Source organism: Pantoea sp. PvP021 (genome assembly GCF_054056055.1).
The window spans coordinates 32,270-58,394 of sequence record NZ_JBSRXX010000002.1 but is presented as its reverse complement, the minus strand read 5'-3'; the positions used below and the strand labels follow the sequence as shown (position 1 = coordinate 58,394).

Here is a 26,125-nt window from a genome sequence, read left to right as displayed (position 1 = left end):
CTTTATTGTCTACTAAAACGCGACAGTCATTGCCAGTTCACGCCATTGTGTGACTACCTGGTTTACTTATATGCTGTTTCCATCGAAGGGCATTCGCACTTCCCGAATCAACGAAGGGGCAGAATATGATTGAGCAAAGATTGTCAGAGCAACGCGGCGTGGGCGATCACGGCTGGCTGAATTCACGTCACACCTTCTCTTTTGCAAACTACTGGGATCCAAAGCAGGCGGGCTTCTCAGATCTGCTGGTGATCAACGATGATCGGGTAGCCAAAGGTCGCGGTTTTGGCGCCCATCCTCACAGCAACATGGAGATTATCTCCTATGTCCTGGAGGGCGCGCTGGAGCATAAAGACTCTATGGGCACCGGCTCTGTGATTGTTCCCGGGGATGTGCAGCTGATGAGTGCCGGTAGCGGTGTGACTCACAGTGAGTTCAACCACTCGGGTACCGAGGGTGTTCACTTTTTGCAAATCTGGGTGGTGCCGGCAGAGAAAAATAGTCCGCCAGGCTACCAGCAGGTCTCCGTTAGCGAAGCGGATAAACGCGGTAATCTGCGACTGATTATTTCGCCGGAAGGTGAAAACGGGGCATTGCGGGTGCGCCAGGATATTCGCATCTATGCGGGACTGTTCCAGGGGGATGAGCAGCAGACAATCACTCTGCCGGACGACCGCTATGCGTATATTCATGTGGCGCGCGGCAGTGTCAGGGTAAATGGCCTGCAATTTAATGCCGGTGACGGTGCGCGGGTTCGCCATGAGAAAACGTTGTCGTTCAGTCACGGTGAAGGCGCGGAGGTGTTGTTATTCGATCTGCGTCCCAACGAAGTGAATCATCCAACCCGTTAAGGCGAAAACTGCGCGGCTTCCACCGCGCAGTTTTTTTTGCATCACTGTGCGTTAAGAAACGCCAGCAGATCCTGATTCAGTTGATCCTGATGCGTCACCGCAAAACCGTGCGGCGCATTGTCATAAACCTTGAGTTCAGCACCCTCAATCATCTCCGCCGCCACTTTGCCGGTGGATTCAAACGGAACGATCTGGTCGTTGCTGCCATGAATCACCAGCGTCGGCACATTCACTTTCGCTACGTCAGCACGGAAATCGGTCTCAGCAAAAGCGGTGACGCAATCAACAGTGCTCTTCAGCGAAGCGAGCAGCGCGATGTTCAGCGTCTGCGTCATGACGCCATCAGAAACGGTCTGTCCGGCATTGGTACCATAAAACGGCGTAGCGAATTCTTTGATAAACTGCGCGCGATCCTTAAGCAGGCCATCACGAATCCCTTCAAACACCGACATATCGACACCCTGCGGGTAGTCTGCCGTTTTGCCAAAGATTGGCGTGACGGCACCCAGCAGCACCAGTGCCGCGACGCGATCGCTGCCATAGCTGCCGATATAGCGTGTGACGTCGCCGCCACCCATTGAGAAACCCACCAGCGTCACATTCTGCAGGTCGAGATGGGTGATTAAATCGTTGATGTCAGAAGCAAAGGTATCGTAGTTATTACCGGTCCAGGGCTGATTAGAACGACCAAATCCACGACGGTCAAAGGCGATAACCCGATAACCGTGCTCCGCCAGGAAGTTCATCTGGCTGTCCCACATATCGGCATCCAGCGGCCAGCCGTGGCTGAACAGAACCGGCTTACCGGTGCCCCAGTCTTTAAAGTAGATCTGTGTGCCGTCGGTCGTTTTAAAGGTGCTCATGGTATTGCCCTCTGTATGACGTGATGGATGAAAAGATGGTGTGCCAGTCACGCTGGCGCCACCAGATAGCGAACCTCGGGTGAATGTTCACCCTGATGAAAAGCGAAAACCCGTCGCTCTATCTTTTTGTCGTTGATGGTGTAGCGCTCTTTCTGACGCAGATGCTCAACCCAGGAGCCGACGACAAAGGTCTCAACGAAAATGCCGGGCTGCAGAATATCTTCATACAGTGACCAGTTGATGGCGCCACCGCGACGCCTGACCCGACGCATATCCTGCATGCAGACGGTAAAGGCATGTGTATCATCAATAGTAATCCGGTATTCGTAATTCACCATCACCGGGCCGCGTTCGTGACGAATATCCAGTGCGGGCGCGTTAACGCCATCACCAATCATATCGAGATTGAGGTCGGGATCCTGGTCGAGACGCCAGCGCCAGACGGTGCTGCTGGCCAGCACCATGCCCAGTGCGGCGATGCAGAGCGACAGCGGAATGCTGAAGTGCGAGGCGAGCTGTCCCCAGAGTGCGCTGCCAGCGGTCATGGAGCCGAAGAACACCGTCAGATAGACCGCCAGCGCGCGGGCTTTTACCCATTTCGCGGCGCTGCGCTGTGCGCCGAGATTCAGCGTCGAGAGCACGGCAATCCAGGCAAATCCGGTAAAAAATTCAAACGCATTCAGTAGCCAGAAGTGGCGTACAAAAGCCAGCGCCAGCATGGTCAGGGCGAAAACAAGACTGGCGAGTACCATCAGGCGATCGGAGCTCAGGCGACGACGCAGGCGCGGCAGCAGCACCGCGCCGGTAATCGCGCCGACACCGATACAGGCCAGCATGATGCCGTAGCCGCCAGGGCCCAGGCCGAGTTCACGACGCGCCACCAGCGGCAGCAATGCCCAGCCCGCACTGCCAAACAGGAAGAAGGCAAAGGTTCGCACCAGCACATTACGCAACACCGGTGCCGCGTGAACGTAGCGCAGTCCGGCACGCACCGCCGGAAAGAAGTGCTCAGGCGGGAGGCGCTGCACGCTCGGCTCCGCCTTCCAGCGCCAGAGCACCCAGGTGACGCCCAGCACTGAGAGCGCATTCAGCAGGAAGACCATCCAGGGACCAGTGAACGAGAGGATCAGGCCACCCAGCGCCGGGCCGATGGCACGACTGATATTAATACCGAGTGAGTTAAGGGCAATGGCCGCACCCAGCTCCGGTTTCGACACCAGATCCGGCACTACCGCCTGAAAGGGCGGTGAACTCATGGCGGCACCGGCGCTCAGCAAGAAGGCTGCCACCAGCAGCACCTCGGGAGTGACATGGCCGGTCCAGGCGAGCACCGTCAGTCCACAGGCGGCGATAAAGGTCCATAGCTGGGAAAACAGCAGATATTTGCGGCGGTCAACGATATCCGCCATCACGCCTGAGGGCAGCGCGAACAGGAACATCGGCAGGCTGCTGGCCGCCTGCACCAGCGCCACGGCCAGCGGATCGGCACTCAGCGTCAGCATGCTCCAGTTCACACCCACATCGTTCATCCATGAACCGATATTGGAGACGACGGTGGCGATCCACAGCATGCGGAACACCGGCCTGCGTAGCGGCTGTAACGGCGAAATCTCGCCAGCGGCCTGGACCTCAGGCTGCTCCTGCTCCAGCTGGTGGATATCATTAACCTGCGCCATGACGAACCCCCTGATGTTTCACCGCGCCGATTCGCCAGCCGCCAGGCCCGGTCAGCGCCAGCGTGGTAAAGATAATCAGCAGCAGCCAGCCAAACTGGCCTTCCGCCAGTGACCAGCCAGGGTGTACCACCAGCATCGCGACCAGCAGCACCGCGATGATCGGCAGGCAGGCAATCCGGCTACCCCAGCCGAGAATAATAAAGATCGGGCAGATGACTTCTGCCACTATCGCTGGCAGCAGGCTCATCATCGGTCCCAGACCAAACGGGTCTTCTATACGCGTCAGTTCTTCGCTGAAATGCAGAATTTTCGGCAGTCCATGCACCTGTAACAGCAGCAGACTGCCGGTCAGGCGCAGGAAGAACAGCCCCGCGTTGATGCGGGGCGATTGAGTGATAGCGTTATTCATGATTAAAACGCGAAGCAGCTGCAGCCGAGCGCGCCCCAGAAGGCGTTATCTTCGGCAACCGGAACGCTGGAACCACGGGCGATCTCATGCGAGTGGCGATGAACACCGCACGGGCCGCTGCAGTGGTGCACGGCGGGCATCATACCCGCACGGCTCTGCGCAACCGGCGGGGCGCTGCGATAGTGACCTGGCACATTCACCACCGGTGACCACTCTGGCAGAACCGGAATAGCGGGCGGCGCATCCGCGCTGAACGATCCGGCGGCATAGACAATATTGCCATCCACCACCGTCAGCACTGACTCAATGCCTTTAATTTCCTCTTCCGGCACGCTGAAGAAGTCTTTGCTCAGCACGGCCAGATCCGCCAGAAGACCTACCTGAATCCGACCTTTTTTATTTTGTTCGCTGGAGAACCAGGCGCTGCCCTGCGTCCAGAGCATCAGTGCCGTTTCACGGTCAAGGCGGGCATTGACGTCATACATCTGCATGCCGCCTACGGTGCGGCCGGAAACCAGCCAGTAGAGCGCGGTCCAGGGGTTATAACTGGCGACGCGGGTTGCATCGGTGCCGAGGCCGACCGGAACGCCGGTTTCCAGCATTTTCTGAACCGGTGGGGTATGGCGGGTGGCTTCAATACCGTAGCGTTCGGCAAAGTATTCGCCCTGGAATGCCATGCGATGCTGCACCGCAATGCCACCGCCCAGCTCTTTGATACGATCGATATTACGCTGAGTAACGGTTTCCGCGTGGTCAAAGAACCAGTGCAGACCATTAAACGGAATATCGCGGTTGACCTTTTCAAAGACATCCAGCATCCGGCTGATCGACTCGTCATAGGTTGCATGCAGACGGAAAGGCCAGCGATGTTCCACCAGATGACGCACCACGCGCTCCAGCTCATCCTCCATGCCAGGCGCTAAGTCCGGACGTGGCTCCAGGAAATCTTCGAAGTCGGCGGCAGAGAACACCAGCATTTCGCCTGCGCCGTTGTGACGGAAATAGTCGCTGCCCTGGCCTGGCGTCAGCATGTCCGTCCACTTCTCAAAATCTTCCAGTTCATGACCCGGACGCTGAGTGAAGAGGTTGTAGGCGATACGCAGCGTCATCTGCTTTTTCTGATGCAGTTCAGCGATCACTTCGTAATCTTCGGGATAGTTCTGGAAGCCGCCGCCCGCATCAATGGCGCTGGTCAGACCCAGTCGATTCAGCTCGCGCATAAACTGACGGGTCGAGTTGATCTGCTGTTCCAGCGGCAGTTTCGGTCCTTTGGCCAGGGTGGCGTAGAGGATCATCGCATTGGGACGGGCGATCAGCAGGCCGGTGGGATTGCCGTTGCTGTCGCGCTGGATTTCGCCACCCGGCGGGTTCGGTGTCTCTTTGGTGTAGCCGACGACTTTCAGCGCTGCGCGGTTGAGCAGGGCGCGGTCATAAAGATGCAGCACGAAGACCGGCGTGTCGGGTGCCGCCTCGTTGATCTCATCCAGCGTCGGCATCCGGCGCTCGGCAAACTGGAACTCGGTCCAGCCGCCTACCACACGCACCCACTGCGGTGACGGCGTGCGCAGCGCCTGCTCTTTCAGCATCCGCAGCGCATCGGCAACCGACGGAACCCCTTCCCAGCGCAGCTCAAGGTTGTAGTTCAGACCACCACGTATCAGGTGCAGGTGGGAATCGTTCAGGCCCGGCACGGCGGTGTGACCTTTCAGATCGATCACTTTAGTGCCGTCGCAGTGATACTCCATCGCCTCTGCCAGTGTGCCTACCGCAACGAATTTGCCATCACGAATCGCAACGGCTTCTGCCACCGGATTGCTGCGGTCAACAGTATGAAATTTGCCATGGGTCAGTATCAGTTCTGCTTTACCCAGCGTAACCATAGATCCTCCTCAACGGGGTTGTCCGACGTAGTGCGAGACAGGATGTGCCGCAGATAACAGGGCACGAATAAGCCGGATTATGGTGAGCGGGTTAATGCGTCGTCTAGTTATACAGAGGGATACCTATACCTTCGTATAGTTATACGCAGAGATAATAGTTTGCCTTCGCCCGTCGCCCTACACTGCGACCAGACAGCCAGCAGCAGGACGTTAAACCTGCACTGACCGTCCTTTTGCTCCGCGCCAATTGGCGAAAATTCCGTTACATAACCTCTATGGGTGAACGCATGTCCAACGCTAAGCTTGAAGTCCTCACGCCACATAACAGCCAGATTATTTTCATCGACCAGCAGCCGCAGATGGCCTTTGGCGTGCAGTCGATTGACCGCCAGGTGCTGAAAAACAACACCGTTGCGCTGGCGAAGGCGGCGAAAGTCTTCAATATCCCCACCATCATTACCACCGTCGAAACCGAAAGCTTCTCGGGCCACACCTATCCTGAACTGCTGGATGTGTTTCCGGGTCAGGACATTCTGGAGCGCAGCTCAATGAACTCCTGGGATGACCAGAAAGTGCGTGATGCGCTGGCCGCGAACGGCAAGAAAAAAGTGGTGGTGTCCGGTCTCTGGACGGAAGTGTGTAACAACAGCTTTGCGCTGTGCGCAATGCTGGAAGGGGATTACGAGATCTATATGGTGGCGGATGCGTCAGGCGGCACCACCAAAGAAGCGCACGACTACGCGATGCAGCGCATGATTCAGGCGGGTGTGGTGCCGGTCACCTGGCAGCAGGTCATGCTGGAGTGGCAGCGTGACTGGGCCAACCGGGACACTTACGATGCGGTGATGAACATCGCCAAAGAGCATTCAGGTGCCTATGGCATTGGTGTGGATTATGCCTACACCATGGTACACAAAGCGCCGTCACGTCAGAAAAGTGAACACCGTACCCTGGCACCGGTTCACGCACCGGTCCGCTAAGGGGCGTCCTGCTGATCGGCTTACGTCTGCCGGTCAGCAGGCATAACAGGAGTCTGGTTATGAATCCTTTACTGCTTTCTCTGGCTGCAGGGGTATTGATTGGCCTGCTTTACGGCCTGTTAAAGGTGCGTTCACCGGCTCCGCCCGCGATTGCGCTGGTGGGGCTGTTGGGGATGTTGCTGGGTGGGGCGCTGGTGCACGCAGTCTTGCCCGCAGAGCATGCGACCACCCTGCAGCGATCCGATGCGCCGTTTGTTACACCTGTTTCGCGGGTAAGCTGAACATGTTGAAATCCTACATTATTTCTCTCACGGTGGGGCTGCTTGCCGGGGTAATCTATGCCCTGATCAACGTCAACTCTCCGGCACCTCCGGTTATTGCTTTAGTGGGGCTGTTTGGCATGCTGGTGGGCGAGCAGTTGATTCCGCTGGGTACGCGTCTGTTCCGCCGTCAGCCGGTGACGCTGAAGTGGTTTCGCCATGAGTGTGTGCCAAAAATCAGTGGAACACCGCCACCCGATGGCGATGACCACCCTTAAGTCCTCGCGTGCCGTACGATGAGGCGTTTCAGAGGATAACTGCATGGCGCTGTCACAGCGTATTGTCATTGTGGACGATGAACGCGCGGTCCGCAGTGGACTCAGCAATCTGTTGCATTCAGACGGCTATTCGACCCGACTATTTGAGTCAGGTGAGGCGCTGCTGAGCGATGACGATGCGCTTTCAGAGGTGGGCATGCTGATCATCGATGTCGGACTCAAGGGCATGTCCGGCTTTGAGCTGTTCACTATTTTGAAACAGCGGGCAGGTCTGCCACCGGTGATTTTTATCTCGGCAGATCTGGAAGAGACCACCCTGTGGTATGCCATTGCTTTAGGTGCCGTGACTTTTTTGCGAAAGCCGATTGATGTTGATACGCTGCTGACACTGATCCGTTGCGAGTTATCTCAGGGAAAGGTGCGCTGATGAGCATGCTTTCGGTTAATTTTCAGGAGAGTGACGACGCAGGGATCGCGATTGAAGATTTCGACACGCTGACGCCGCTGGCGCAGGATGGCTGCCTGCTCTGGATGCTGGCGCGCCGTCACTCAGGTGAGTCGCTGATAATCGCCACCGGACAGAGTGACGACGTCACGTTTCAGGCGACGCAGCGGTTGAAAAATGAGCGAGCGCTGGCCGCTTATCTTTCGCCCCGCTGGGCCATCACCGCGACGGGCACCACCCGTTACCTCAACCGCTATGCGCTGATCTACCCCACGTTTCCGTTTCGCAGCCTGGCGAATAACCTCGCGACCCCTCCCGATAAAATCGCTGACTTCCTGCAGGTTGCATTGCAGCTTTGCTACACGCTCGGCCAGGCGCATCATCAGGGCATCGTGCATGGGGATATCAAGCCGGGCCATTTTTTTATCAGCGACGATGGCCGGTTCCGGCTGGGCGGGTTTGGTCTCGCCTCGCTGGCGGCGCAATCGGCGGAAAAAAACAGCCTGCGCGTCTCAGGCGGTACGCTGGCCTATATGTCACCTGAACATACCGGCCGCACACCGCATCCGGTCAGCAGCCTCAGCGATCTCTACAGTCTGGGTGTCGTGCTGTATGAATATCTCACCGGTAAGTTGCCGTTTGGCTCACCGGATGCGGGGGAGGCGGAGTGGATTCATCATCACATCGCCAGTGCACCCCGGCCAGCCGGACAGGTCAGAGAGGATGTGCCGCCGATGCTCTCTGTGATTCTGCTGCGTCTGCTGGCAAAGTCACCTGCTGACGGGTATCAGACCGTGCAGGGGCTGATGGCTGATTTACGCCGCTGTCAGGCGACGCTGACCGCAGAAAACACCATTGCGCCGTTCACGCCCGGTCTGCAGGAGCGGTTCAGCACCAGTTTCCGGCCCGAGACACTCTTCACGCAACATCCGCAGGCTCGCGTGCTGCTGACGACGCTGGATGCGGTCAACCGTACTGGCACGCAGAGCCTGGTGATGCTGAGCGGTTCCCCCGGCTCGGGTAAGTCCGCCATTATCGCTTCCGCGCTGAAAACCCTGCAGCACCGACAGATTCTGCTGGCAGCCAGCAAGGCCGATCAACATTCGCCTGCCGCACCTTATGCCGCAGTCGCCTCAGCGTTTCGCACGGTTACGCTTTATCTGCTGGGATTGTCAGCCCTGGAGCTAAGCAAATGGCGGGTTCGCCTGTTGCGCTTGCTGGGTGGCTATACCGATTTAGCCATTGAACTGGTGCCTGAACTAAAACAGCTGCTGAATATCCGGACAGTGCAGCCGGTGGTGCGCCATGCTCCGGACGCCCGCGAGCAGTTTAATCAGATGGCGTCTGCGCTTATCCAGGCCTTTGCCACCCCGGGCCGTCCGCTGGTGATGCTGATTGATGATGTTCACTGGGCAGACAATGCCACGCTGCAACTGCTGGAAAATCTGATTACCCGTAATGAGCATCTGCCTTTTATGCTGGTGCTCGCCTTCCGGGAGGGTGAGTCGATGCCCTGTCCGATGATTGCCGGGTTTCTGCTGCGCCTCAGAGCATCAGCGGCACGTGTCGTGGCGCTGACGCCGCAGCCGCTCAGTGTTAAAAGCATCACCCGCTGGCTGGCGGGGATGCTGCATACCCGTCCCGGCGGCAATCGTGAGCTGGCACAGATTATCTTTGAGAAAACCGGCGGTAATCCACTCTCGATGCAGGAGTTCTTCCGTCAGGCGGTGGATGATGGGGTGATTGTCTATCGTCAGAACCCGCTGAAGTGGCATTACGACAGCCAGGCGCTGATTGCGCGTCAGTACACCGACAATGTGGCGACGCTGGTATTAAATCAGCTGGCGCGGATGCCGGAGGCTACACGCCAGCTGCTGGGTTCGCTGGCCTGTCTGGGGGCCAGCGGTGAACTGTCGCTATTAAGTCATATCAACGCGACGTCCGTATCGCGGATTCAGCAGCAGCTTGAGCCTGCCGTCAGCGGCCGTTTTATAACCCTGACTGGCGGGAACTACGCCTTTACCCACGACCGCGTGCACAACGCAGCGTTTTTACTGCTCGACCTCCGGCAGCAACACTCTCTTCATCAGCAGGCGGCGGCATGGCTGTCGGCCGCGGTGGTAAATGCCGATCACAGTGAGACGCTGTTCCGCGCGGCTTATCACATCGGCATGATTGCTGAACTGCCGCTTAGTGTCGCAGACCGTGAACGCTATTATCCCCTCTGTTTACGTGCTGCGCAGGGAGCGAAACGTGCCGGAGATTATCTCTCGGCGCTGCGCTATCTGCGCAGCGCCCAGCAACTCAGCCAGCGGATGGTGACCGGCAATGACTTTATGCTGGGCATCGATGAGGCGGAGTGCGAATTTCTGCACGGTAATCTCACGACCGCGCAAAAGCTCTGTACCCGACTGCTGAGTGAACCAGGCACGCTCAGTGAAAAATCGATGGCAGCCTGTCTCTCTGCTGAAATTCATATGCGTCAGTCCGACAACCATCTGGCGCTGGAAACTGCGCTCGCCTGGCTGGCAGTATTTGGGGTGCATCTCAGGCGTGATCCGGACGACGCGGAGATTGACGCCGCCTGGCAGGCGATCAGGGCGCGGATCGGCGATTCCCCGCAAGCGGCTTTTTCCCGACTGCCACGCAACACCGATCAGGAAACTGAGTCGGTGCTGAACCTGATGGCCAGCACCATCTTTGTCTCCGCCTACGACTGCCCGCAGCTGCATCTGTTGCTGGTCTGCCGGATGCTGGAGATGACGCTGGATCACGGCGTGACCGGTGCCTCTGCGTTTGGTCTCGCCTGGTTCAGCGTGCTAATCAGCGAACGTTATCAGGCCTGGCATTTTGGCTATGCCTGCGGCCGGGTGGCACGTGAGCTGGTGGAGCAGCATGACTTTACCCGCTATAAAGCCCGCACGCTGCTGCCTCTGGATCAACTGGGGATCTGGACGCAGCCGCTGGATGTGGCCGTAGAGAGTGCCCGTGATAGTTTTCGCGTCGCGGTGATGCACGGTGACCGATCCTTTGCCTGCCTCTCGTTGCGTCATCAGATCATGAACACGCTGACACGCGGCGATCACCTGGAGTCGGTCATGACCTCCATTGAGCGCGGACTCGCTTTTACCCGCAAAACCTTTTATCCCGATGTTGAGAACGTGCTGGTCATGCAGAAGCAGCTGGTGATGCAACTGCGGAACAGCAACGGGTTCAGGGCAGGCGATCGCGATGGGGCTTTGCCGATGGTGGCGGGCAGCGAGCCGGGCGTGATCTCTGGCCCAAAAGCGATGGTGCTGTTCTGGGCGGGGTTGTATCGGGGAATGGCACATTTCTTTGCGGCAGAATACCGGGAGGCGCTGCGCTGTTTTGCAGAAATTCGTCCGCTGACCAGCGCAGTGCCCGCTTACATCTACCTGATGGATATGCATTTTTACAGCGCACTATCGCTAAGCCTGCAGCCCGGTGCGGCTGACAGCAACACGCTGCGCTGCGATCTGGACAAATTTGCGGGCTGGGCCGACCTCAATCCCGGACTCTTTGCTGATAAATATGCCCTGCTCAGGGCAGAGTGTGCCCGTCTTGCGGGCAACACGGGCGAGGCGCTGAAACAGTATGAAAATGCGATCTGTCTCTCCCGCCAGGGGGGATATCTGCACATTCATGCGCTGGCGAATCAGCTGGCTGGCCGCTACTGCAAAGCATTACAGCTAGATACCGCCGCCGATGCCTACGTTAAAGCGTCGATGAGAAGCTGGGAGAGCTGGGGCGCGCTGGCGATGGTGCGCCAGCTTGAGCAGCACTATCCGCATCTGACCACGCCGATGCAAAACAGTGCAGTGGCGACCATTCCCTTTACGCAGGATGCCTCGTTCTACGACCTGGAGAGTGTGCTGACCGCCGTGCGCGCCCTGACGGAGGAGATCAACCTTGATCGGTTGATTCATACCCTGATGCGCATCCTGCTGGAGCGGGCCGGGGCCCAGCGCTGTCGGCTTATCCGGATTCTGGATGGTACGCTTCCGGAAACGCAGGCCTGGGCAGAAAGCACGGCTGATGGCGTGCGGGTGCAGATTGTCAAAGAGCGCCCCGTCGCAACTGACCTGCCGCTATCGGTACTGGCCGCGGTGATCCGTACCGGTCAGGAGATACGTACTGGCAAGCCGGAAGAGTTCAGTCCGTTCAGTCAGGATCCTTACCTGGTGGCCTCGGGCGCTGCGGTGTTATGTGTTCCGATGTTCAGGCAGGCCAATATGGTTGGGGTGCTCTATCTTGAGAATCGCCTGATGCCCGATGCGTTCACGGCTGAGCACTCCCACATTGTTAAAACGTTGAGTGCTCAGGCGGCAGTTTCGCTGGAGACGGCGCGCCTCTACGCTGAACTGCTGGAGGAGAACAACCATCGGCGAAGGGTTGAGAAGCAGCTGCGCGCCAGCAAAACCTCGCTGATGCTCGGCGAGAAGATCAGTCATACCGGCACCTGGCGCTGGGAAGTGGCAGAGGACATGATGATGGTGTCTGAAGAGTATGGCCGTATTCTGGGCCTGCCAGCCCATCAAAAAGGGTTGTCGATGGCAGATTTTCTGACCCGCGTTCATCCCGATGATTATGAATGCATCAGCGAACTGGTGACGCACAGCGTCAGTCAGGGACGTAGTATGCAGGCTGAGTTCCGTGTGCTCAGGCCGGATGGGGAATGCCGTTATATCAAAGGTATCGGAGAGCCGGTAGAAAACTTCCCCGAGGTGAAAGAGTACTTCGGCACCATTTCCGATATCACCTTGCAGCGCCAGGCAGAAGATGCCGCGCGCATGGCCCAGGCGGATCTGGCCCGTGTAACCCGCGCCACCACAGTCGGGCAACTGACTGCCTCAATCGCCCACGAAATTAACCAGCCACTGATGTCGATCGTGGCCAATGCCGGTGCCAGCCTGCGCTGGTTAAAGCGTGAACCGGTGATGCTGGAGAATGCCAGCAGCAGTCTGGATGAAATTATCAAAGAGGGAAAACGTGCCGGAGAGATAATTCGTGGCCTGCAGTCGCTGACCCGCAATCATGAATCAAGCTTTGCCTCGGAAAACCTGCATCTGATCGCCCGCGATATTCTGGCGCTCTCCCGGGTGGAGCTGGAGCGACGCGGAATTTCGCTGGAGCTGAAACTGAGGGCCGGAAAGGCGGATATCTATTGCGACCGCGTTCAGATTCAGCAGGTACTGCTGAATCTGGTGATCAATGCCATCGATGCCATGTCCGACGATTTACCGCGCGCGGCGCTTTTGCGGCTGAAGTCAGAGAACCCGACGCCGGACACGCTGCGTTTTGAGGTGCTGGACAGTGGTTGCGGCTTGCCGGATGGCGTGCGTGAACGGATTTTTGAGTCGTTTTACACCACGAAGAAAAGTGGCATGGGCATGGGATTAACCATCAGCAAAGGGATTATCAAAAAGCATTGTGGTGAATTAGGCGCAGAGAACCGGGCGGAAGGCGGCAGCCGTTTCTGGTTCACTCTGCCACTGGGATAATCGTATTGAGGCCAGGTGTCTGCCTGGCCTTAGCGGCGTCGGGTATGATCAATATTGAGCCGCTCTGCCGCCCGCACCAGATCGGTGAGCGACCGTGCATTCATCTTCTCCATCACCCGCCGCTTATGAACTTTAGCCGTGATCTCACTGACGCCCATTTCGGCGGCGATCTGCTTATTCAGCAGGCCGCTAATCGCCAGCAGCATGACCTCGCTTTCACGCGGTGTAAGGGTCTGATGTCGCTCCAGTATCTCCCTTCGCTCCTCGGAAGAGGCCATATTCTGCCCGGCGATCTGTAAGGCTTCTGCAACCGCCTGCAAAATACGATCGGGATCGACAGGTTTAGTCAGAAACTCATAAGCACCGGTTTTCATCGCCCGCACTGTGACCGGAATAGTCCCGAAGCCGGTTAAGAAGATAGTAGGAATGGCGTAGCCACGATCGATCAATGCCTGTGCGACATCAAATCCATCTGCACCAGGCAGATTAATATCCAGAATCAGGCAACAGGGAAGGGGAGTAAAAGCGTGAGCCAGGAAATCATCAGCCGAAGAAAAAGAGATAACCGTGTAATCGTCGGCAGTGAGCAGATTACGCAGTGCAGCAGTCACAGCAGCGTCGTCGTCAACGATATAAACGATGGGATTCATAGGGACCTCATTTCAGCCAGGTATTTACTGATAATTTAATTAAGCATGACGCGTAAAGAGGCCCTGATGAGAAAGTTTCGGGCAGGGTTAACAGGATATTACCATAACAGTTATCATTATCATCTTATAATTATCAGCTTGTTAAAATTAAGATAAATGGCTGATAGGTATGACTAAAATGTGAGCGTCAACTCTGGGGTGGAGCGCCACTGTTCTGGCCGTCAATGCTGATAACTGTCATTTGATCGACATAGCTATGCCATAAATTGTTCGCTCACTCACGGGCAGGAGAATAGTCCCGTTTAATAGCTAAAATAATCCATAAACCCGTTATCCAGATTAAATCGTTTCAGCCTGATATGTACTGGAATAAGTTAGTGGCGGTACGTAATTAATTCGGAAGTAGTCTGTTAAATCGCGGCGGTCCTGATAATTAATTTGCCTGAGGGCAAAACGACGGATTGATAAGCGTACCGATCTTTACCCTGCGTCTTATAGCGAAATAAGCTAGTTGATTATATAGTTACAACATACATTATGTTTGGTTATTAACCCTCAACTTCACCATTGTGCGGCCAATGCTTATCAACGCGAAGCCTCTGTGCCAGATTCTGACGATCAGCCGGGTAAAACCTGACCCGTATTTAGCCGGTAAGAAGTCATTACATTTAAAAAAGCCTTATCTGTCAGCAAGTAACCTTGATAAGCGTAGCGGTATTCATGGCGTGGCTGCTAATCCTCACTAAGCTTGTGAAGCAACCCTTTAAATAGAGGGAGATTTTCCATTCGGTAGCTCGTCGCAATGTCGTCATGAGGCTTATATGAGTCAAAATTACTGCACCATTATCTACAATGGTGAACGGTTAAAAGGGTTAGCTGATCAACCGCTAATCGATTTTCTGGATGCTCAAGGGAAAAAACTACCTCATGTCTGTTACCACCCGGCGTTGCCGCCGCTGCAAAGTTGTGATGTCTGCTGGGTAGATGCCAACGGCGAGCGGGTTCGCGGCTGCACGCTCCGCACTGAAGAGGGGCTGGAGGTGCAGAGTGAAGGCAGTGCGCTTAAGGCCGCGCAGCAGGAGGGAATGGATCGGCTGCTCAACCGTCATGAGCTTTACTGTACCGTCTGTGAGCACAACACCGGTGACTGCACGCTGCATAATGCCGTGGCTGATATGCACATTCCGATTCAGTACTATCCTCATGAGCCCAAGCCCTACGCAAAAGATCATTCCAATCCGTTTTACACCTACGATCCTGACCAGTGCATCTTATGCGGTCGCTGTGTCGAAGCGTGTCAGAATGTCGAGGTCAACGAAACACTTTCGATTGACTACACCCAGGCACATCCTCGCGTGCTCTGGGATGGCGGAACGGAAATCGCCGGTTCCAGCTGCGTCAGCTGCGGACATTGCGTCACTGTTTGCCCATGCAATGCGCTGCTGGAAAAAACCATGCAGCCAGATGCAGGCCCCTTTACCGCGATGGATGAAGGGCTGAAGCGTCCGCTGATCGACTTTGTTAAAACGCTGGAAAACAGCATCGGCATGGAGCCGATTACCGGCGTTTCGAAAATCGATGTGGCGCTGCGCCAGTCGGAGATCAAACGCACCAAAACCGTTTGCACCTATTGCGGTGTAGGCTGCAGCTTTGAAATCTGGACCCGTGACCGCCATATCCTGAAAGTTCAGCCGGTCGCCAAAGCCCCGGCCAACGGCATCTCGACCTGCGTTAAAGGTAAGTTCGGCTGGGACTTCGTCAACAGCCCGGAGCGCCTGACTACGCCGTTGATCCGCGAGAATGGCCACTTCCGGCCTGCCAGCTGGGATGAAGCACTACAACGGGTTGCCGAAGGATTACAGGGTATCGCTCAGAATTATGGAGGCGATGCGATTGGCTTTATCGGCTCCAGCAAGGCCAGCAATGAAGAAGCCTATCTGACCCAAAAAATCGCCCGTTTAATTTTCGGCACCAACAACGTTGATAACTCCTCGCGTTATTGTCAGAACCCGGCCACAGAAGGGCTGTTCCGCACGGTGGGCTACGGCGGAGATGCCGGGACGATTGAGGATCTGCAACAGACCGATTTGATCGTGCTGGTCGGTAGCAACCTGGCCGAGAACCATCCGGTGATTGCTTCACACATCAAACAGAGCCACAAACATCGCGGTCAGAAACTGCTGGTCGTTGATCCGCGCCGTCATGAAATGGCGGAACGTGCTGACTGTTATCTGCGTATCCGGCCCGGTACCGACCTGGTCTGGGCCTCGGCGATGGCAAAATATATGTTCGATCACGGTTATGCGGATGAGGCTTTTCTGGCCCAGCGGGTCAACCAGGTTGATGAGTACCGCGCCTCACTCGCTCCCTTTACGCTGGCCTTTGCCAGTGAGACATGTGGACTGAGTGAATCAGAACTGATCGAAGCAGCGGACATGATCGGCCAGGCGGGCAGCGCCTGTGTGTTGTGGGCGATGGGAATTACCCAGCACAGCCACGGGGCAGACACCAGTACGGCGCTGTCGAACCTGCTGCTGGTCACCGGCAACTATGGCCGGCCTGGCACCGGCGGTTATCCGATGCGCGGACACAACAACGTACAGGGCGCCAGCGACTTTGGCTGCCTCAGTAATCTCTATCCCGGCTATGAAAAAGTCACTGACCCAGCGGTGCGCGAAAAATGGGCGCGTGCCTGGGGCGTCTCACCTGAAGCGCTTTCCGATCAGCCTGGTGCTGATAATTTCAAAATGGTGCAGCAGGCCGGTGAAGGCAAAATTCGCGCGATGTATATCACCGGTGAAGAGACGGCGTTTGCGGATGCCGATGCCACTTCGGTGCATGCCGCCTTCAGCAAGCTGGAATTTATGGTGGTACAGGACATTTTCATGTCACGCACTGCCGAATTTGCCGATGTGGTGCTGCCCGGTGCGCCCAGCGTGGAGAAGGAGGGCACCTTTGTGAACACCGAGCGGCGGATCCAGCACTTTTCACCCGCCATGAAGCCGCTGGGTGATTGTCGGCCCGACTGGGAGATCTTTACCGATCTCGCCGCCCGTCTCGGTCATCCGTGGCATTACCCGAACCCAGGCGCGATTATGGCGGAAGCGGCAGGCATCGCAGAGATTTTCGCGGGTGTCAGCTATGAGCAACTGGTCGGCTGGCAGTCCCAGTTCTGGCCCGTCAGCGCCGCAGGCGAAAGCACGCCGCGACTCTACACGGAACGGTTTAATTTCCCGGATGGCAAAGCGCGACTCTATCCGCTGAGCTGGCAGCCGCCCGCCGAGCAGGAGGATTCACAGTATAATCTGCTGCTGAATAATGGCCGGATGCTGGAGCATTTCCAGTCGATGAATCAGACCGGGCAGGGTGGCCGCATGATGTCGCTGTCGCCTAATGCCTTTGTTGAGATCTCACCGGAGCTGGCCGCCGAGCGCGCGCTGAACGAAGGAGAGTGGGTGCGCATTACCTCGCGGCGCGGATCGCTGGATGTGCCTGTTGTGATCACTGAGCGAGTGGCAGGCAACGTGCTGTTTATGCCGATTCATCATGGCAAAGATGGCGTCAACGCCCTGACCGGCGAACATCACGATCCCGACGTCAACACACCAGCTTATAAAGAGATTGCCGTAAATATGAAGCGCGTTGATCGCCAGTCGCAGCCTAATCCGGTGCCACTACACAACTTCCGTCACGGCAGTCGTACGCCGCTGGATCACCTGCCGATAGAGCAAAAATGGCAGCAGGCTGGCTATCGGGAACCGCCTGAACATGTCGAAAAACCGGAGAAATTCTAATGGCAGAACGGATGAAATATCAGGTCCCGCCGACACCTACCGAGCCGACCGCCCGGGAGGCGATGGATGAGCTAATCGAAAATCTTCACCAGCACGGTTTTCTGCGGCTGGCGAACGATCTGGTTAAATCAAACAGCGAGGTGGGGAAAATCCTGGTTTCGGGCCTTAATCAGCCGGGTACGCAGAACGCGCTGCAGAATCTCTCGATACTGATGATGACGCTGGGCAGCGTGCCGCCAGAACGGTTTAATCATCTGCTGTTGGCCGTTCGCGATGCCGCGATGGCCGTTAAACCAGCGCGCGATGAGGCCCGTCAGGAAAAAGCCGCGCCGGGCATCCGCGGCATTATCCGGTTACTCAATGATGAGGATCTGTGGCGCGGACTGCGCCCCATCTTCGCGGCGCTTGAAGTCTTCTCACAACAGATCGACCGTGAAGAGCAAAAGCCGATTACCCGCTTCAGTGGCAAGCCCACACGGGAGTAGTTCAGCCTGCGATCGTTCAGGATTGCGTGGGGGTGTAGATCAGATGACCGGCTACACCGCCCGCGCCGCCATCTTTTGGATGATTGATACCATCGGAGACCGGGACATCGGTGAAATCAAACGGCGAAACCCCCTCAAGGCAGGCGACATTCACCCCGAACTGATCGGGCTGTGAGCGGCTCTGATGAAAGGTGTAAATGCCGCAAACGGAACAGAAGTAGTGGCCCACCTCTTTGCTGTTGAAACGATACTCTGTGAGCTGCGCTGCACCCCGGGTCAGCTCCACCTTTGTCGCAAATACCACCACCGCGCCGCGCATCCGGCAAAACGAGCAGTTGCAGCGGCGCACCGTATTAAATCCATCCTTGAGCGTCACCCGGTACGCCACCGCGCCACAGTGGCATTGTGCTGTCATTTCATTTTGCATCGTGATCTCCTGTGTAGTGAAACCAACCAGCTTTCAGCCTACGCTAAAGCCTGGAATTTGGCAGCATCGGGTGCGGATTTGTCGACCATTAGTACAGCCAGGGCAGGGTGCGTTTATCGGGTTCGTCTGCGACATGATTTATTTCATCACCCCGTATCAGACAGTAATAAGCGTTATCTCTTCCTCTTCAAACGCCTCAAGCAGTTCTTTATCGAGCTTCTCTTCCACGACGAGCGTTAAGATTTCACGGCATTTCGCCACGCTGAATCGCGCTACTGCGGGGATTTTATCCGCTGTCAGCCCGACAATGACCTGATTGCTTTGCGCCATGGCAACTTTCTTGAATTCGCAATCCGCATAGTTAAAACCGGTCAGACCGGCCTCCGGACTCATGGCACAGCCGCCAATAAACGCCTGATCAAACAGAATCCCCTGGATCTGGTTGATCGCGGTTTGCCCGACCGCGCCGCCCGTGCTCTTCTGTATCTGCCCGCCCAGCATAATCACCTCCGCAGCAGGATGGTTGATCAGTAGTGCAGCAATATCGGGTGCATTGGTGACGACGGTGATATTCAAATCTGGTGATAGCGCCTGTGCCAGCGCCAGATTGGTCGTACCGGCATCAATAAAGATGCAGCTATTGGCTTTCACCATGCTGGCACAGCGCTGCGCGATCAGGGCTTTTGCTGCGTGATCGTGAGCTTTCCGGCTGACAAAGCTGCCCGCCTCCTGAAGCTGTAACACCGCACCGCCATAGACCTTTTTACATAAACCCTCTTTACTGAGTTCATGAAGATCGCGGCGGATAGTGTGCTCTGACACGGCCAATTGCCGTGCCAGGTCAGCGCAGACCACCCGTCCTTTGTCCTGCAATATCTCACGAATCAGCGCTTGTCGCTGCTGCGGGAAAGCTGCATAATCGAGCATATAAACCTCAAAATATTCACAATCGAGCTATAGTGAGCATAATCGTTCACTGCCGGGCAGGGAGTCAATAGCGATCTCTCGGTCCTGTCAGCTCTCCCCGACATCCCTCAAAGGAATGCAATGGCTAATAACGTCTCTTCCACACTGGCAACACGCATCATCTTTTTTATAGCCGGCTTTATAACCGCGACCTGGGCGGTGATTGTGCCTTTCGCCCGCGGCAATACCGGCGTTAATGAGGCGCAACTCGGCACCTTGCTGCTTTGTCTTGGCGTCGGCGCGCTGATTGCGATGCCGGTGACGGGCTGGCTGACCAGCCGCTTTGGCTGCCGCCGGGTGATTCTGGTCGCTGTCGCGCTGGTCATCATCAGTACGCCATGGCTGTCGGTGCTCAGCGACCCGCTGTTGCTGGCGCTGGCGTTGCTGGTTTTTGGCGTCGGCATCGGAGTAACCGACTGCGCCATGAACATCCAGGCGATTCTGGTGGAGAAGCAGGCGGAAAAGCCAGTCATGTCAGGCTTTCACGGCATGTACAGTGTGGGCGGCATTGCCGGGGCGGGCTTTATGACGCTGCTACTGGCGATGGGTTTTAGCGTGCTGACCGGCTGTTTGCTGGCAGTTGTGGCGGTGATTATCATGACGCTGGTCAGCACACCGGGCTTACTGACCTACGCGAACCCCGCTGAAGGCCCGGTATTTGCTGTTCCGCGCGGCAGCGTACTGATTATCGGCATCATCTGCTTTGCCGTCTTCCTGACCGAAGGCACCGTGCTGGACTGGAGTGCTGTCTATCTGACCGACGTCCGGGCCATTCCGGCGTCACTGGGTGGGCTGGGCTATACCTGCTTTGCCATTGCGATGACCGTGGCGCGTCTGACCGGGGATCGGATTATCTCATCGCTGGGACGTTTACCGGTTGTGCTGGGCGGCGCGCTGGTTGCCGCCGCTGGCATGGCGATGGTGACCTTTATCGACTCCTGGCCGCTGGCGTTGCTGGGCTACACCCTGGTCGGCGCAGGCTGCGCCAATATCGTGCCGGTAATGTTCTCCGCCGCTGGGCGTCAGACGGTGATGCCGCAGGCGGTCGCCGTGCCTGCCATTACTACTCTGGGCTATCTGGGGGTCCTGAGCGGGCCAGCCGTGATTGGCTACGTGGCGCATTACACGTATCTCGCTTTCTCGTTTTCACTGATTATGGCGCTGATGCTGGTTGTCGGTGCGGTCTCTCTGACCCTGGATCTGGGCCGTAGCCGCGCGGGGGAAAATGCATAAAATTACCCAGTCCGCGCTCCTGACAGAATTTCATTGAACGGGGCGCGGAGTCATCTTCAGGAGGAACGGAAGCGGCGTGCCATTACTCTCCCAGCCTGACCCAGCGGCGGCCTGCCAGCACCGTCAGCGCCACGATGGTGATGCCCGCAGCCAGATGCATAGAAAAATCGATGGCGTGCAGATGGGTATCGTGGCACAACGACAGCAGCATCGATGAGGTAAACGCACTGCCGCAGCCGCTCAGCGCCAGACTGCGCGCCGGATAGAGGGATCGGGTGCGCTGCAGGGCGAACACGGACATCAGCATCATCGGGACACTGGCCGACAGCATAAACAGATAGCAGTGCATCCCTTCACCCAACCGGTTCGCGCCCGATGGCGGTGCTGAAGATGACATATTGATCAGATTCAGCACCAGCCACATCATCGCCATCAGCAGCGGCCAGCGCAGGCTGATCGGTTTTCTGCCTGCAATACTCAGCGTAAAGGCTGCCGCCAGCGTGCTGCCCGCGATGATGAGTGACAGCAGCAGGGCAACCAGCGCGAAAAACGCGCCAGGCTGCGACCAGTCAGTGAAACGGCTGTGAAATGCCCAGCTGGTCAGCGCGCCACAGGGCAGGGCAAGGGCAATCCAGCCCGCAACGCGCCAGGCGGTGGGCCAGACGCGCTGCACCGGCTGGGCAGACGCGCTGAGCTGATTAATTAACTGGTCATGATTTCTCATGATGACCCCGTCCATATTTACGAAGGTTGACCATTGCGCGATGCAACAGAGATTTAACCGCAGAGAGCGACTGATTAGTTTCAGCTGCTGCCTGCGCCAGGCTCTGCTCGCGCAGATGCACAGATTCGACGATCTCCCGCTGGCGCAGCGGAAGGTTATCCAGATAACCGGAGAGGATATCCGTATCGGCTGAGGACTCTGCACTTGCAGCGGGTTGTCGTTGCAGCTCTTCCTCATCCTGTACTTCCTGGCGACGGCCGCGATGGCGCAGCGCATCTATGGCCCGGGCAGAGGCAATGGCAGCAACCCAGGGGAGTATCGGACGCTGCGGATCGTAGGTATGCCGCACCCGATGGATCGCCAGCAATGTCTCCTGAATGACATCCTCAACCAGTCCCTCATCACGGATTTTTTTGCATACCAATGCCCGGATGGCAGGAACCATCGCTTTCAGTAACTGGTTATAGGCAGCTCTGTCACCCGCCTGCGCCCGGGCCATTAATGCTGGCCACTGCTGTGCGCGTTGATCAGTTTCTGGCATCGTTCATCAGCAGTTCAGCATGCTGTCGCCGCGCCCTGGCCACGCGCCAGGCAATCGTTTCATCAGTAATCTCAGGATTTATTTCCTTTTTCTGTTGCCTGATTCAGCGCTGAAATCACAATGCCAGGCGTCAGCACCTGCGGCAGTACCTCAGGTTTACCGCCGTCAGCCGGATAGACCACGTAGAGGGGTAATCCACCGCGTCCAAAATCGCTCAGCGCCTGTTCAACATCGGGATTATATTTGGTGGAATCCGCGACCATATAAATGGTGTTGGTTCGCGCCATCGCCGCTTTTACCGCCTGCGTCGAAAGCGAAGTACGATCGTTAACCTGGCAGGTAATACACCACGATGCGGTAAAGTTCACCAGTATTGGCTTGCCCTGACCTTTGATGGCATCGACGTTCTGGGGCGACCAGGCCACAGCGGCGGCAGCCTGTGAGGCGGTTGCCGTTTCAGCCGGAGCCTCGGCAAACCTGTTCAGGTTCAGTAACGGCACTACGACCAGCGCCAGGAAGAATGCGGTCGCCACATGCAGCACCCAATGACGCTGTCCCATCATACGGCGTTTCTGCGCCATGCCATACAGCCAGGCGGCGAAACTAAACAGTAAACAGCAGGCCAGAATGGCAGCCAGCGCCGCCGATCCCGCCTGACGTTCAAGTACCCAGATCAGCCAGCCCACCGCGCCCAGCATGGGAAACGCCAGCCCCTGCTTTAACGTGATCATCCAGGCACCCGGTTTTGGCAAAATTCGCGCCAGCACCGGGAAGAATGAGATGAGAGTGAAGGGCGCAGCAAAGCCCAGCGCCAGTGAAATAAAGATCACCAGACTGATCAGTGGAGGCTGGGTAAGCGCATAGCCTACCGCGCTGGCCATGAAGGGCGCGCTGCAGGGAGTCGCGACAATGATGGCCAGCGCGCCAGTCAGAGCTGAACCGACTAAACCACCGCGATCGCCTCCCACTTCGCCAACCCGCTGTACCGATAATCCTACTTCAAACAGACCGAGCAGGTTCAGTGCCGACCCAAGCATCACCAGAATCAGCGCGGCGATGACCAGCGGCGATTGCAGCTGGAATCCCCAGCCCACCGATGCGCCGCCCGCCCTGGCCAGCAACAGAACTGCGGTCAGAGCGACCATCGTCACGACTACGCCCAGCAGAAAGGCCAGCCCTTCGGCTCTGGCGTGGGAAGGTGATTCGTGATGGCGGATCAGGCTCAGTGCTTTCAGCGAGATCACCGGAAACACGCAGGGCATGAGGTTCAGAATAATGCCGCCCAGGAAGGCGGCTGCAATCGCAGTCAGCATGATGTACCTGCTCTGAAGATTAAGTTATGCCGGATTGGCCTGACGGTATTTTTTAACGGCATCCATCGCTTTCTGGATATGCGTATCAGGATTTTTATCGGTGAAGCTCAGCAGGATTTTGCCATCGGGCGCAATCACGTAAGAGGTACGGTCTGAAAGCTTCTGACCTTTCATCTCCATAGTGCTCTTATATTCTGCCGCCACTTTGGCACCGGGATCGGCTGCGACGGTAAATTTGTCACGGCATTCAAGCTGCGAGAATTTCGCAATCTGATCGGTATTGCCCGCCGTCACGCCAATGACTGTCGCACCCTGCTTTTTAAATTCATCGGTCGCTTCAGCAAAATCGTGTGCTTCCAGCGTACAGCCTGCACTGAAAGCAGCAGGGAAGAAGTAGAGGACAACCGGGCCTTTCTGCAGCGCCTGTTGCAATGAGAAGGTGGTCGATTTACCGGCCAGCGCGGCTTCAAGTTTAAAGTCCGGCGCTTTTTCACCGACCTGTAACGCTGCAAAAGCAGATGTTGCCGGAACACTCAGTGCCAGCAGTGTAGCGACGGCCAGGGTTTTCAGGGTGTTTTTCATTGGCTTTACTCTCTCCATTGACGAACAGACGGAGTTGTCTGACGTCCCTGATAACAGGTTCGTTTAAAAATGGAAAAAGTTGCGCGATTGAAGATTTTTTTTCGTGTTTTTTTTATGGTGCTTCACCAGCCGTCCTTTATCAGAACCCTCATTTTGAGCTGAATCGTATAAAGCTAATGTCAGCAAATTTCACCTGGTTCGCTGTAGTTATTCCTCTCTGGCCGTAATCACTGTGATTTGGCCCACAATAATAGGGCTAACTCACTGCCTTTTCTCAACAGGTGAGCATCATCACGTTTATCTTCAGTCCCATTAAGTAAATTTCCCTTACGGAATGAAAAAACGATTCAGCCAATGGGATGACTTATGAAGATTAAACTGGCGTTAACGGTACTGGCAGTGCTGGTTTCAGGCTCTGCAGCGGCGAAAACCTGGGTGCTGACGAGTGCTGAACAGGGCACTGAGCAAGGAAACTGGAAGATTTCCAGCAGTGAGCTGAAGTTTCAGGGCAAACCGTTCAGCATCGAACAGAAAGTCCTGCATGGCGGCAAGCAGGAAGGCAGTAAAATTCTGACGATCCGCAGTGAGGATGGCCTGACGATTACGCTAAGCCCGACACGTGGCATGAACTTACTGCGTGTTGAAGGCTTTGGCACCCGCATGGGCTGGGATTCACCAGTTAAAGAGGTCGTCAATCCTGCCTACATCAATCTTGAGAGCCGCAACGGTCTGGGCTGGCTGGATGGTTTCAACGAGATGATGGTGCGTTGCGGCTACGAATGGACCGGTCATCCGGTCACCGATGAAGGCCGAATCTATACGCTGCACGGTAAAGCGGGGAATACGCCGGTTTCTCAGCTGGAAGTTGAAGTGGCAGATGCGGCACCACACGAAATTCGTATTCGCGGCCTGATTAAAGAGAGCACCTTTAAGAAAGCTGATTTGCAGACCATGACCGAGCTGCGTTACGTGCCAGGCAGCAACAGTTTCAGCCTGCATGATGTGTTAACCAACCACGCCGACTATCCGCACGATTACCAGATCATCTATCACAGCAACTTCGGCAAACCGATTCTGGAAGAGGGCGCACGCTTCCTGGCGCCGATGTCCGGCATCAGCCCATTCAATGACTACGCGAAAGCCGGGTTAAAAGAGTGGCAGACCTATAAAGGTCCGACCAAAGACTTCGATGAGATGGTGTTCAACATCAAGCCACTTTCAGACAGCAATCATCAGACCGTCGCTGCGGTGATAAATAAAGCGGGCAACAGCGGCGCATCCATTCAGTTCGATACGCGTCAGCTCCCGATGCTGACCTTATGGAAAAATACCGACACCCTGAAACAGGGCTACGTGACCGGTATCGAACCTGGTACCAGTTACGCCTATCCGGTCACCATTGAACGTGAACAAAAACGGGTGAAGCAACTGCAACCGGGTGCCAGTACGGCATTTGATCTGACTTACACCTTGCTTCACAGCAGCGAGCAGGTTAATGACGTTGAGAAACGCATTAAGGGCATTCAGGGCGACACGAAGATCGATGTGAGCGAGACGCCGATAGCGAAAGAGTAACGACCCTTCATAACCCCAGCTAAATTGTTGGGGTTTTTAGTTTATAGGTCAGCCAGTTATGTTGTGCCACAACTGATAACGGCAGTAATCGACATTAGGCATTGTTAATTGTACCGTCAAGAGATGACAATACCGATGCGGGAGAATAGCGCAGTCCTGCGATGGATAATGGCAATGCGATAACATCGTAGTGTTGGACATCACGGGTAAATATTCGGCATAGCTGTGGGAGGGTTTTAAGCCGAAAGTTGATGGAAAAGAGTAACTCTGAAATACTAACAGTTAATAACTGATAGTAACTCAGCGGGAGAGGAATCATGCCAACCAGCGTAGCACTTAGTCCTTATTTCGAAGCGTTCATTCGCGAACAGATTGAAAGCGGGCGATATAACAACACCAGTGAAGTGATCCGTGCGGGCCTCAGGGCACTGGAAGAACGGGAGCAGCAGATGAAACTTGATGCTCTGCAAACAGCGGTCAGCGCAGGTATAAACAGCGGCGAAAGCAAAAACGCGGAAGAGGTATTTGGTCGCCTGTCGCAAAAATATCGGCGGCAGGCCGAAGGTGGTAAAGCGTAGTGAGGTACATGTGTGATACGTTATTTAACATAAGATAGATTATGCGCACTTAAGGCAAGGCGGTAACATAGAGGCTAAAGCTCTAAGCTAACC

General features: G+C 56.2%; 22 protein-coding genes. 11 read left to right on the top strand and 11 right to left on the bottom strand.

Annotated elements, in window-relative coordinates:
• Positions 1 to 125 precede the first annotated feature (125 nt).
• Positions 126 to 851 carry a pirin family protein gene (locus ACVKSX_RS09365; RefSeq protein WP_132499031.1) on the top strand — a complete coding sequence of 242 codons (726 nt, stop codon included), beginning with the start codon at positions 126 to 128 and terminating at the stop codon, positions 849 to 851.
• A 41-nt stretch (positions 852 to 892) separates the two neighbouring features.
• Here ACVKSX_RS09365 and ACVKSX_RS09360 read toward each other — a convergent pair whose 3' ends face one another.
• From ACVKSX_RS09360 to ACVKSX_RS09345, 4 genes are read right to left on the bottom strand one after another with little or no spacing between them, the layout of a single operon-like run.
• Positions 893 to 1,714 (bottom strand): alpha/beta fold hydrolase, encoded by an 822-nt coding sequence (locus ACVKSX_RS09360; protein WP_354438780.1) that lies wholly within the window; start codon positions 1,712 to 1,714, stop codon positions 893 to 895.
• Positions 1,715 to 1,761: 47 nt separating this feature from the next.
• Positions 1,762 to 3,390, bottom strand: a complete 1,629-nt coding sequence (locus ACVKSX_RS09355; protein WP_256843827.1) for an MFS transporter — start codon at positions 3,388 to 3,390, stop codon at positions 1,762 to 1,764.
• Positions 3,377 to 3,799, bottom strand: coding sequence for a DoxX family protein (locus tag ACVKSX_RS09350; protein ID WP_010670329.1), 423 nt, complete (start codon positions 3,797 to 3,799; stop codon positions 3,377 to 3,379). Before ACVKSX_RS09350 ends, ACVKSX_RS09355 begins: the two co-directional genes overlap by 14 nt.
• 2 nt (positions 3,800 to 3,801) lie before the next feature.
• Positions 3,802 to 5,679, bottom strand: coding sequence for an amidohydrolase (locus ACVKSX_RS09345; RefSeq protein ID WP_022624300.1), 1,878 nt, complete (start codon positions 5,677 to 5,679; stop codon positions 3,802 to 3,804).
• Between the two features lie 287 nt (positions 5,680 to 5,966).
• Between ACVKSX_RS09345 and ACVKSX_RS09340 the strand changes: the two genes are divergently transcribed.
• Genes ACVKSX_RS09340 through ACVKSX_RS09320 form a run of 5 tightly spaced genes read left to right on the top strand, consistent with a single transcriptional unit; the run spans position 5,967 to position 13,164 of the window.
• Positions 5,967 to 6,659, top strand: coding sequence for a hydrolase (locus ACVKSX_RS09340; RefSeq protein ID WP_010670331.1), 693 nt, complete (start codon positions 5,967 to 5,969; stop codon positions 6,657 to 6,659).
• A gap of 59 nt (positions 6,660 to 6,718) precedes the next feature.
• The gene (locus tag ACVKSX_RS09335; RefSeq protein WP_010247175.1) at positions 6,719 to 6,940 is read left to right on the top strand and encodes a XapX domain-containing protein; all 222 of its coding nucleotides are present in this window, start codon (positions 6,719 to 6,721) and stop codon (positions 6,938 to 6,940) included.
• A 2-nt stretch (positions 6,941 to 6,942) separates the two neighbouring features.
• Positions 6,943 to 7,197 (top strand): XapX domain-containing protein, encoded by a 255-nt coding sequence (locus tag ACVKSX_RS09330; RefSeq protein WP_010247172.1) that lies wholly within the window; start codon positions 6,943 to 6,945, stop codon positions 7,195 to 7,197.
• A gap of 43 nt (positions 7,198 to 7,240) precedes the next feature.
• Complete coding sequence (locus tag ACVKSX_RS09325) at positions 7,241 to 7,624, top strand: response regulator transcription factor (protein ID WP_010670332.1); 384 nt, start codon at positions 7,241 to 7,243, stop codon at positions 7,622 to 7,624.
• Positions 7,624 to 13,164: an AAA family ATPase gene (locus tag ACVKSX_RS09320; protein ID WP_354438784.1), complete on the top strand. Its 5,541-nt coding sequence runs from the start codon at positions 7,624 to 7,626 to the stop codon at positions 13,162 to 13,164. The genes ACVKSX_RS09325 and ACVKSX_RS09320 overlap by 1 nt, the downstream gene beginning before the upstream one ends.
• 29 nt (positions 13,165 to 13,193) lie before the next feature.
• Here the strand turns inward: ACVKSX_RS09320 and ACVKSX_RS09315 are convergent, their stop codons facing one another.
• On the bottom strand, positions 13,194 to 13,814 hold the full coding sequence (locus tag ACVKSX_RS09315) for a response regulator transcription factor (RefSeq protein WP_122459819.1): 621 nt from the start codon (positions 13,812 to 13,814) through the stop codon (positions 13,194 to 13,196).
• 821 nt (positions 13,815 to 14,635) lie between these two features.
• On the opposite strand from ACVKSX_RS09315, the gene fdhF reads away from it, so the two are divergent.
• Both fdhF and ACVKSX_RS09305 read left to right on the top strand, forming a co-directional pair.
• Positions 14,636 to 17,608, top strand: coding sequence for a formate dehydrogenase subunit alpha (gene fdhF, locus ACVKSX_RS09310; protein WP_307381700.1), 2,973 nt, complete (start codon positions 14,636 to 14,638; stop codon positions 17,606 to 17,608).
• A complete protein-coding gene (locus ACVKSX_RS09305) occupies positions 17,608 to 18,093 on the top strand; it encodes a DUF1641 domain-containing protein (RefSeq protein ID WP_010247157.1) in 486 nt (161 codons plus the stop codon). Before fdhF ends, ACVKSX_RS09305 begins: the two co-directional genes overlap by 1 nt.
• Positions 18,094 to 18,109: 16 nt before the next feature.
• On the opposite strand, the gene ACVKSX_RS09300 is transcribed toward ACVKSX_RS09305, so the two are convergent.
• Positions 18,110 to 18,520 (bottom strand): GFA family protein, encoded by a 411-nt coding sequence (locus ACVKSX_RS09300; RefSeq protein ID WP_010247156.1) that lies wholly within the window; start codon positions 18,518 to 18,520, stop codon positions 18,110 to 18,112.
• Between the two features lie 156 nt (positions 18,521 to 18,676).
• Positions 18,677 to 19,447, bottom strand: a complete 771-nt coding sequence (locus ACVKSX_RS09295; protein ID WP_354438787.1) for a DeoR/GlpR family DNA-binding transcription regulator — start codon at positions 19,445 to 19,447, stop codon at positions 18,677 to 18,679.
• A gap of 120 nt (positions 19,448 to 19,567) precedes the next feature.
• Here ACVKSX_RS09295 and ACVKSX_RS09290 point away from each other — a divergent pair, with 120 nt between their 5' ends.
• The gene (locus tag ACVKSX_RS09290; protein ID WP_307381704.1) at positions 19,568 to 20,719 is read left to right on the top strand and encodes an MFS transporter; all 1,152 of its coding nucleotides are present in this window, start codon (positions 19,568 to 19,570) and stop codon (positions 20,717 to 20,719) included.
• A gap of 82 nt (positions 20,720 to 20,801) precedes the next feature.
• On the opposite strand, the gene ACVKSX_RS09285 is transcribed toward ACVKSX_RS09290, so the two are convergent.
• The 4 genes from ACVKSX_RS09285 to ACVKSX_RS09270 all read right to left on the bottom strand — a co-directional run bounded on the left by ACVKSX_RS09285 (position 20,802) and on the right by ACVKSX_RS09270 (position 23,879).
• The gene (locus ACVKSX_RS09285; RefSeq protein ID WP_010247152.1) at positions 20,802 to 21,443 is read right to left on the bottom strand and encodes an NrsF family protein; all 642 of its coding nucleotides are present in this window, start codon (positions 21,441 to 21,443) and stop codon (positions 20,802 to 20,804) included.
• Positions 21,430 to 21,984: a sigma-70 family RNA polymerase sigma factor gene (locus ACVKSX_RS09280; protein ID WP_010247151.1), complete on the bottom strand. Its 555-nt coding sequence runs from the start codon at positions 21,982 to 21,984 to the stop codon at positions 21,430 to 21,432. Before ACVKSX_RS09280 ends, ACVKSX_RS09285 begins: the two co-directional genes overlap by 14 nt.
• 71 nt (positions 21,985 to 22,055) lie before the next feature.
• Complete coding sequence (locus ACVKSX_RS09275) at positions 22,056 to 23,297, bottom strand: protein-disulfide reductase DsbD family protein (RefSeq protein WP_010247150.1); 1,242 nt, start codon at positions 23,295 to 23,297, stop codon at positions 22,056 to 22,058.
• Positions 23,298 to 23,321: 24 nt separating this feature from the next.
• On the bottom strand, positions 23,322 to 23,879 hold the full coding sequence (locus ACVKSX_RS09270) for a peroxiredoxin (RefSeq protein ID WP_010670341.1): 558 nt from the start codon (positions 23,877 to 23,879) through the stop codon (positions 23,322 to 23,324).
• Between the two features lie 366 nt (positions 23,880 to 24,245).
• Between ACVKSX_RS09270 and ACVKSX_RS09265 the strand changes: the two genes are divergently transcribed.
• Positions 24,246 to 25,454: an aldose 1-epimerase family protein gene (locus ACVKSX_RS09265; protein WP_033760398.1), complete on the top strand. Its 1,209-nt coding sequence runs from the start codon at positions 24,246 to 24,248 to the stop codon at positions 25,452 to 25,454.
• 317 nt (positions 25,455 to 25,771) lie between these two features.
• Complete coding sequence (locus ACVKSX_RS09260) at positions 25,772 to 26,032, top strand: type II toxin-antitoxin system ParD family antitoxin (protein ID WP_010670343.1); 261 nt, start codon at positions 25,772 to 25,774, stop codon at positions 26,030 to 26,032.
• The last annotated feature ends 93 nt before the right edge of the window (positions 26,033 to 26,125 follow it).

Excerpts from the sequence above, each read along its gene's own strand:
- ACVKSX_RS09300 (WP_010247156.1), bottom strand. The coding sequence starts at position 18,520 with ATGCAAAATGAAATGACAGCACAATGCCACTGTGGCGCGGTGGCGTAC.
- ACVKSX_RS09305 (WP_010247157.1), top strand. The coding sequence starts at position 17,608 with ATGGCAGAACGGATGAAATATCAGGTCCCGCCGACACCTACCGAGCCG.
- ACVKSX_RS09365 (WP_132499031.1), top strand. The coding sequence starts at position 126 with ATGATTGAGCAAAGATTGTCAGAGCAACGCGGCGTGGGCGATCACGGC.
- fdhF (WP_307381700.1), top strand. The coding sequence starts at position 14,636 with ATGAGTCAAAATTACTGCACCATTATCTACAATGGTGAACGGTTAAAA.
- ACVKSX_RS09285 (WP_010247152.1), bottom strand. The coding sequence starts at position 21,443 with ATGAGAAATCATGACCAGTTAATTAATCAGCTCAGCGCGTCTGCCCAG.
- ACVKSX_RS09290 (WP_307381704.1), top strand. The coding sequence starts at position 19,568 with ATGGCTAATAACGTCTCTTCCACACTGGCAACACGCATCATCTTTTTT.
- ACVKSX_RS09270 (WP_010670341.1), bottom strand. The coding sequence starts at position 23,879 with ATGAAAAACACCCTGAAAACCCTGGCCGTCGCTACACTGCTGGCACTG.
- ACVKSX_RS09340 (WP_010670331.1), top strand. The coding sequence starts at position 5,967 with ATGTCCAACGCTAAGCTTGAAGTCCTCACGCCACATAACAGCCAGATT.
- ACVKSX_RS09295 (WP_354438787.1), bottom strand. The coding sequence starts at position 19,447 with ATGCTCGATTATGCAGCTTTCCCGCAGCAGCGACAAGCGCTGATTCGT.
- ACVKSX_RS09330 (WP_010247172.1), top strand. The coding sequence starts at position 6,943 with ATGTTGAAATCCTACATTATTTCTCTCACGGTGGGGCTGCTTGCCGGG.
- ACVKSX_RS09325 (WP_010670332.1), top strand. The coding sequence starts at position 7,241 with ATGGCGCTGTCACAGCGTATTGTCATTGTGGACGATGAACGCGCGGTC.
- ACVKSX_RS09360 (WP_354438780.1), bottom strand. The coding sequence starts at position 1,714 with ATGAGCACCTTTAAAACGACCGACGGCACACAGATCTACTTTAAAGAC.
- ACVKSX_RS09265 (WP_033760398.1), top strand. The coding sequence starts at position 24,246 with ATGAAGATTAAACTGGCGTTAACGGTACTGGCAGTGCTGGTTTCAGGC.
- ACVKSX_RS09350 (WP_010670329.1), bottom strand. The coding sequence starts at position 3,799 with ATGAATAACGCTATCACTCAATCGCCCCGCATCAACGCGGGGCTGTTC.
- ACVKSX_RS09335 (WP_010247175.1), top strand. The coding sequence starts at position 6,719 with ATGAATCCTTTACTGCTTTCTCTGGCTGCAGGGGTATTGATTGGCCTG.
- ACVKSX_RS09260 (WP_010670343.1), top strand. The coding sequence starts at position 25,772 with ATGCCAACCAGCGTAGCACTTAGTCCTTATTTCGAAGCGTTCATTCGC.
- ACVKSX_RS09355 (WP_256843827.1), bottom strand. The coding sequence starts at position 3,390 with ATGGCGCAGGTTAATGATATCCACCAGCTGGAGCAGGAGCAGCCTGAG.
- ACVKSX_RS09315 (WP_122459819.1), bottom strand. The coding sequence starts at position 13,814 with ATGAATCCCATCGTTTATATCGTTGACGACGACGCTGCTGTGACTGCT.
- ACVKSX_RS09320 (WP_354438784.1), top strand. The coding sequence starts at position 7,624 with ATGAGCATGCTTTCGGTTAATTTTCAGGAGAGTGACGACGCAGGGATC.
- ACVKSX_RS09345 (WP_022624300.1), bottom strand. The coding sequence starts at position 5,679 with ATGGTTACGCTGGGTAAAGCAGAACTGATACTGACCCATGGCAAATTT.
- ACVKSX_RS09275 (WP_010247150.1), bottom strand. The coding sequence starts at position 23,297 with ATGCTGACTGCGATTGCAGCCGCCTTCCTGGGCGGCATTATTCTGAAC.
- ACVKSX_RS09280 (WP_010247151.1), bottom strand. The coding sequence starts at position 21,984 with ATGCCAGAAACTGATCAACGCGCACAGCAGTGGCCAGCATTAATGGCC.